Here is a 6,772-nt window from a genome sequence, read left to right on the forward strand (position 1 = left end):
TGAGTAATACAGGGCTGGTTTTATAAGACCATGCCAGTTGATATCTACGAAAACACATCAGGGACTCAGACATTCTGAGAGGTTTTTGCATCGAATAGAGCGGAGGTTCTTGGTAAGGAAAATGTGGGTTGATCCTGTGGTGTTCTTTCAGTACAAGTTGCCATAGGGTGTCAAGAGTAAAACCGGTCAAAGTGGATTTTCCGGTGAGTTTTATCATGAAGCTTCTGCAGCTGGCTCGGCATGAATAACCTAGCGCTTGCATCAATTGATTCCTACTGAGTTCATCGTCGTCAGCAATATTTGGGCAACTCGAGTGCCGGTAGAAGTGTTGTGGGTCAGTCTCCATATAGCGTGCCAGACATCGGCCTTCTTCCGTTATTGCGCTCAGCCGGCTAATGGATTCGATAGCGACTGGGCTCATAGTCAATGGTATGGCTTTTCGGGCAAATTGCCGCGATTTCGGTACCCAGTACGCCAAGTAGTACTGGCGGTCTCCATTCTTGTCGATATCATCCCGCAAGCAGTCGGTGCGAAGGCGTAGGGTTTCACCAATCCGCATGGGTGCACTCATTAGAAGTCCTGTAACACAGGTAACCATTACATCGGTGTGATTTTGCGTTTCACTTGTGCCTTTTGAAAAAACTTCAGCAATGGCCAGTAGTGCGTCCTGATGCGGTACCTTATCTAATCTCGCTTCGCCCAACGCTTTTTTGCCTTTGAGGACTTTGTCACTGTGTTTACCCACATATGGGTTTGTCCAGAAGCGCGGTTCTTCTGTTAAAATGAAAAGCTCTGCCAGTGTGTTCAATACATTAAGGGTTTTGGCGCAAATAGCTGCTCGGGAAGGTAGATCTTCAACTTTGCTAATGACTGCATCCCAGTGTCGTTGTCTAAATTTGGTTATGTCAGGAATTACCATATCATTGCGCAAGATCCACTCTATGACTCGAAGTGCGCGCACCTGACTAGTGACCATGTTTTGAGGTTGCACAGTATTCGTATAGCGAAGGTACGCTTTGGCAACCTCCGTGAAGGCCGGATGCATCATTTGATGTGTTTCAGGATTTTTTCGTGGGGGCAAATCTCTGTGTTCAAAGTTTATGAACCGGACGGCTGATTTTTTAGTTGGCCATCTGTCTGCATCCCAGGCAAAACCATCTATATCAGACCACAATGTTAGTTTATCTCTGGCCATGGCAATGAAGTCGCTGAGGTTGTGTTTGGCAGATATTTCGCGGTTCGGCGTGAATTTGATGATTTTGCTCATGGATTGATTTCTCTTTTAGCCTTGCGCGCATTGCAAAGCTCAATGCAATTTTTGACCGCGCAAATATCTGCTGATAGGTTGATAGGTATCAATAGGTTTCGCGGACTGCCAATTTTAAGTACCTGTTCCTCGGCGGCTTGCCGCCGCTCCAGCGCATCCAATACTTCGTGATGAGGTGCATCGACTAAGGGTTCGAAGTATTTGCAGCGGTAACAGGGGATCGGTACTGAGGTCGTTGCACAGAAACTGAATTTTCCGCAGTGGCCAACGCTTTTCAGTTCTCCTACGCGGGCGAATTCTAACTTGCTGGTCTGGTCGCTGGCTCTTGTTGCCTGATCTTCCGAGTCGATCAGGGTTCCGGCAAAAGCCATTGCAAATGGTGCGAGTGCCGGTGCCATTGCTTCATCGAGTTGACGTGCTTGTTCAGCTGGATCGTTGTAATAGGCAGCCAACGACCTCTCCGACGTATGGCCAAGCCAGTGTGAGAGCATGTGGTTGGGTATCCCCATTCGGGCGAGTTGTCGTGCCCGTGTATGACGCATTCGCGTTGCGCTGATGACCATAGGATGGCCTGTGCGTGGGCTGATAGGAGGCCGCGACGTTAGTAATTTTTGATTCGCTGCGCCATAGTCGCAAGTAGGGCTGTTAGTTATCCAACAAAGTATATGAGTAACCTGTGTTTTTTTTATATGAAAAAGGTCACTGTTTAAATTATCGAAAAGGCTATCTTGCCGCTTGTCTATAATGATCTCTAAAGCCTGTTTGATACGCAATTCACTGCAAAAAATTGGAAGTTTAAGTAGTTGATCCTCCGTAGGTGAGAAACCCATCATGTATTCGTAAAGCGCTTTGACTTCTTGGCGTTGTACTGAGCATAAATGCCATAAGTGATCAGCGAGAACGTGATGTTCAAATTTGCTGTCACGAAAACCTATTTCGGAACCCTTATCTTTGGCGCCCGGAAATCTAATCACTTTTCCTGTGGGAGCAAAGTGATCCGAGCCGTCATTGTCAAAAATATCGCCGATTTTTAGATGCGCAATCTGTATGGGTCTTCTTGCATATTGCATCGACAGCAGCCGCATGAGTGTGACTTGGGTGCCGGCGGCATTAATGTCGTAGTTGTGCCAGACGGCTCTAAGCAAGCTGTCATATTCGCTGTTGGTGAGCCAACTTTTATTTGGGTCGTCTGAAAGTATATTGCGTGGTCCGTTGCGAAACGGTGCAGTATCATTGAGTAAATTTAAGGCGTTCTGGCTGATCACCTCACTATCGTGTTCCTTCCAGTGGAGAAAAAAAATCGTTATAGCCTTCTTGTTTCTCAGGAATGAAGAGCGTGTTAATGCCTTTGCTATCCAAGAGGTGTTAAAGGCTCTGGTAGGGTGTGCATTAAGACTCGCAAGAATCGCTCCGATGATACCGGTACAGCTATTTGATCCATAATTGCCATTAGTAAAGAATGAGATTAAGTTCTGTTTGAACGATGATCTAATTGAGGAGGGCAGCAACGAAAGGGCTTTGCTCATAATGAATTTGCGCTGTCCCGTATAAACAAAAATATCCTCATCCCAATAGAATATTCCCTCTTGCGAGCCTGGACGTTCCGTGCGCTTGGGATCTAGATCGAACAGTGGACGACTGCCTATTGGAGGGTTTCTACTAGTCATTTCAAAATCCTTGCCGTATCGGAAGCAACTTTTCGACCTATTTCTAGTGATTTTTCCTCGATATGGCGGCTGTTGTAGCGCCATGACATGGTCGAACCTGGTACCCAACCCATCAGTTGTTCCCTCAGGGTTCTCTCCTCTTCAAATGGGATGCCTTCTCTGTCCGCTAGCTGCGAAAAACGGTAGTTCCAGTCGTGTCGTAACAGGTGAGGGTGAATTAGCATGAGTGCTTTAAAAACTTGCTTTAGGTAGGTAAGTCCCGTACTAAATGCTGACTTGGGAAGCGCTTGACCCTGGGTGCGCCCTCCACGATGGACGACAAAAATAAAGTCTTCTTCCGAAAATCCCACGTTCAATATTTCTGCTCGCCAATTGTCTCTATACTCCATCAGCTGCTGTTCGAGGCTCTCCGAGATCGGAACCCTGCGCCCCAAAGTTTTCGCAACTGGCTGATTTAGTCGTGTGTCGAACTCATCGTGGTGGTTGCGCTCAATGTCTAAGTACGCGCCATCACCGCCATCGGCTTCGATGAAATGTTTCAGTTTCAGGCTTAATAGCTCGCCAAATCGCATCCCCGTTTCATAAAGAATACGTAGCATTAAAACGTTGCGAAGCCTGCCGCCTGAGTTTCGTGCTTGCAGAAGGCTTTCAAAGGGGCGGTCGAAGAGGTCCAGCAGCCGGTTACGAGTCTCGGTAGGCAGTTTCAACGCGACAATTCGCTGCTCCCTTGCGGCTTTTGACCCGGTCTTGCGCCTTTTTTTTCCCAGAAGCATTGAGTTTTGCTCCTCAACTGCATCCCTTACGTCGTGCGTGTTGTAGTCGGTTATAACCTCCTGCGCGAGCCAGCGGATGTACCCTGATGCATAAGCAAGATAAGTGTTGTACTTAAGATTGCTGATAACATTTCCCTTGCCGCGAGCCTTGCTGGCACGTAGATAACTCGTCAGGTCATCAATCTCCGCCGCGCTGAGAAATCTACGGATATGGAAATTTATGGCTAGGTCGATTTTCCTGCTGGACTCCCATTCGCACACTCTCTTAATTGCTGCAAGGTGGACCTTTTGCGTTTCGTGCGTGGTGGAGGGTCTGATCGAGCGGGCAATATAAGCTGTTGGATAAAACAGTGGGAAACCAGAGGCATCAGCTTCGTAGAGCTGAGAGAACCGTTCGCCGCCACTCGCAATGAAGGTCTTAACTGTATAATTCATATTTACATCTCTGCGTAGTGGAAGAGAATGTCAACTGTTGTTTACGATTGATCGAGAGTTCGTGCGGCGATTTTCTGACGATATGTTAAGATTTAACGCGTATTTAGAGGTGGCGATGCGATGACGGTTAACAAAACTATAGCTAACAGGATGGTAGTACTCGATACCGAAACCACCGGCATGCCGGTGACCGATGGTCACCGGATCATTGAAATCGGTTGCGTCGAACTGATCGGTCGGCGCCTGACGGGCCGGCATTTTCACGTTTATCTGCAACCGGATCGCGAGAGCGACGAGGGTGCGATCGGTGTGCACGGTATTACCAACGAATTCCTCGTTGGCAAGCCGCGCTTTGCCGAAGTCGCCGACGAGTTCTTCGAGTTCATCCAGGGCGCACAGCTGATCATCCACAACGCGGCGTTCGACGTTGGCTTCATCAACAACGAATTTGCCTTGATGGGCCAGCACGATCGCGCCGATATCACCCAGCATTGCACCATCCTCGACACCCTGATGATGGCCCGGGAACGTCACCCGGGGCAGCGCAACAGCCTCGATGCGTTGTGCAAGCGTTACGGCGTCGACAACTCCGGCCGTGAACTGCACGGCGCTTTGCTCGACTCGGAGATTCTCGCCGACGTCTACCTGACCATGACCGGCGGCCAGACCAGCCTGTCGCTGGCTGGCAACGCGTCCGACGGCAATGGCACGGGCGAGGGCGCCGACAACTCGGCTACCGAAATCCGCCGCCTGCCGGTCGATCGTCAGCCAGCACGCATCATCCGGGCGACTGAAGAAGAACTGGCGGCGCATCTGGTGCGGCTGGAAATCATCGCCAAATCGGCGGGAGCGCCGGCGTTGTGGACGCAGATTGCCGAGGCTGATGCGCAGGCCTGAAAAACCTGAGGATCAAAAGATCGCAGCCTTCGGCAGCTCCTAAAGGGATTGCATTCCATAGTAGGGACCAGGAAGGCAGCGATTTTTTGCATTTGGCGACATGAAGCCAAGTTGCCACTCTCGCCACATTCGTCGCAACCCTCTACCCTGAGTGCACTGGTCAGGTGCAAATCTGCCGCCTCAGGACACTGAGCCTCATGTACAAAGAGTTGAAATTTGCGCTGGCAATCATCCATCGCGACAGCAAGGTCGACACCGTCGGCTGCGTCAAGGAATGAGGACTTTTCCCAGTATGCAACCGGTCATGAATCCGAAATACCCAGGGTTGTCGGTGCGGGTCGCCGACGAAGGTTTTGCGCCGTATATCTGGGGCAGCGACTTCAGTTTCGAGGTCGCTGCCTACGGCGCTGCCGTGATCGGCAAGCCGGTCGAGCAGTGGCCGGTGACGCCGATCGTGCCGTACCGCAAGTGCTACGGCATCGATCCGGAAGAGTTCAGCGCCTTTCACAACGCGCCCGACAGTGCGATTTTCATGGCGTACCTGGACGACGAGCCGGTCGGTCACCTGGTGATCAGCACCAACTGGAACGGCTTTGCCCACATCGATGAACTGGCGGTGCATGCCCCGGCCCGTCGCCACGGCGTGGCCAAGGCGTTGCTCGATGTCGCGCAGTTCTGGAGTCGCAAGAAGAAGCTGCCGGGCATCATGCTCGAAACCCAGAACAACAACCTCGGCGCCTGTCGGCTGTATGAGCGCTGCGGTTATGTGATCGGCGGCATCGACCAGTTGCGCTATCGCGGCATCGATCCGCACACCGCCGAAGTCGCATTGTTCTGGTATCGCCTGTTCGATAATCCGCTGGAAAAACCACTCAGCTCGACAACATCGCCTCGGCTTGTTCCGTGACGATCGCCAGCAGTGTCTGAATCGCCGCCGACGGCGTGGCATGTTTGAAGGTCAGTGCGTAGAGGTTGATCGGCACAGCCGGTGAGAGTGGGCAGACGTCAAGCCCACCGGCGCGGGCGCCCAACGCGGTGAAGGGGTCGACGATCGCCAGACCTTCGCCGGCCTCGACCATGCTGCGCATCATCTGATGGGTCTGCACGCGGGTCTGGATGCTCGGTGCCGGGCGCAAGGCCTGAAGTTTGTTTTCCAGCGCCGGGCTCAGCGGATCCTGACCTTCGAGACCGACCATGGCCTGACCGGCCAGATCTGCCAGGGATATGTATTTCTGCTTGGGTTGCAGCCAGCCGTGCGGAGCGAGCAATTGCAGCTTGCCCTGGGCCAGCGGCTGGCAGTGGATATCGGGGTGTTCGGGATCGTGCAGGCTCAGGCCCAGATCGCTTTCGCGCAGTAACAGGCTGCGGACGATGTCGCGAGTCGGCGCGCTGAGCAGGCTGCACGGTGCGTCCGGCAAGCGCCGACGCAGGGTCGCAAGGCTTTGTGGCAGCAATTGCTGGGCCAGCGGCGGGGTGCCGATGATGCGCAAGGGCGGGGCGAGGTATTGCTTGAGGCTGCTGGCCAGACGCTGCACCGGTTCCAGCGCCTCATAGATGTGCGCGATTTCCACTTGCAAGGCGCGCGCTTCAGGGGTCGATTGCAAACGCCCGCGAACGCTGGCAAACAGCATGAACCCCAGCTGACTCTCGGCTTCGCGCAAACGCTCTTCGACCTCGGTCACCGGCAATTGCAGCCATTCGGCGGCGGTGCCCAGGTGACCGGTCTGCAAGAG

At 52.5% G+C, this 6,772-nt stretch carries 5 protein-coding genes and 1 pseudogene; 2 read left to right on the forward strand and 4 right to left on the reverse strand.

The window, feature by feature from the left end; all coding sequences use genetic code 11:
• The 3 genes and pseudogenes from OQK_RS31585 to OQK_RS21485 form a co-directional block, all read right to left on the reverse strand.
• Positions 1–1,267, reverse strand: a pseudogene (locus OQK_RS31585) (integrase); the annotation flags it as partial.
• Entirely contained in the window at positions 1,264–2,934 is a 1,671-nt protein-coding gene (locus OQK_RS21480) for a site-specific integrase (RefSeq protein ID WP_016774205.1), read from the reverse strand. The gene OQK_RS21480 and the pseudogene OQK_RS31585, both read right to left, overlap by 4 nt.
• Positions 2,931–4,142 carry a tyrosine-type recombinase/integrase gene (locus OQK_RS21485; RefSeq protein WP_016774206.1) on the reverse strand — a complete coding sequence of 404 codons (1,212 nt, stop codon included), beginning with the start codon at positions 4,140–4,142 and terminating at the stop codon, positions 2,931–2,933. The genes OQK_RS21480 and OQK_RS21485 overlap by 4 nt, the downstream gene beginning before the upstream one ends.
• A 120-nt stretch (positions 4,143–4,262) precedes the next feature.
• On the opposite strand from OQK_RS21485, the gene dnaQ reads away from it, so the two are divergent.
• Both dnaQ and OQK_RS21495 read left to right on the forward strand, forming a co-directional pair.
• Complete coding sequence (gene dnaQ / locus OQK_RS21490; RefSeq protein WP_016774207.1) at positions 4,263–5,039, forward strand: DNA polymerase III subunit epsilon; 777 nt, start codon at positions 4,263–4,265, stop codon at positions 5,037–5,039.
• Positions 5,040–5,331: 292 nt separating this feature from the next.
• Entirely contained in the window at positions 5,332–5,946 is a 615-nt protein-coding gene (locus OQK_RS21495) for a GNAT family N-acetyltransferase (protein WP_016774208.1), read from the forward strand.
• Here the strand turns inward: OQK_RS21495 and OQK_RS21500 are convergent.
• Positions 5,912–6,772, reverse strand: an 861-nt coding sequence (locus OQK_RS21500) for a LysR substrate-binding domain-containing protein (protein WP_038861521.1), incomplete at its 5' end; no start/stop codon positions are given. The genes OQK_RS21495 and OQK_RS21500 overlap by 35 nt on opposite strands.

Source organism: Pseudomonas sp. R62 (assembly GCF_000257605.1).
Taxonomy (GTDB): domain Bacteria; phylum Pseudomonadota; class Gammaproteobacteria; order Pseudomonadales; family Pseudomonadaceae; genus Aquipseudomonas; species Aquipseudomonas atacamensis.

Bases quoted from the DNA above. Each gene is read 5' to 3' on its own strand.
- OQK_RS21480 (WP_016774205.1), bottom strand. From the start codon at position 2,934: ATGACTAGTAGAAACCCTCCAATAGGCAGTCGTCCACTGTTCGATCTA.
- OQK_RS21485 (WP_016774206.1), bottom strand. From the start codon at position 4,142: ATGAATTATACAGTTAAGACCTTCATTGCGAGTGGCGGCGAACGGTTC.
- dnaQ (WP_016774207.1), top strand. From the start codon at position 4,263: ATGACGGTTAACAAAACTATAGCTAACAGGATGGTAGTACTCGATACC.
- OQK_RS21495 (WP_016774208.1), top strand. From the start codon at position 5,332: ATGCAACCGGTCATGAATCCGAAATACCCAGGGTTGTCGGTGCGGGTC.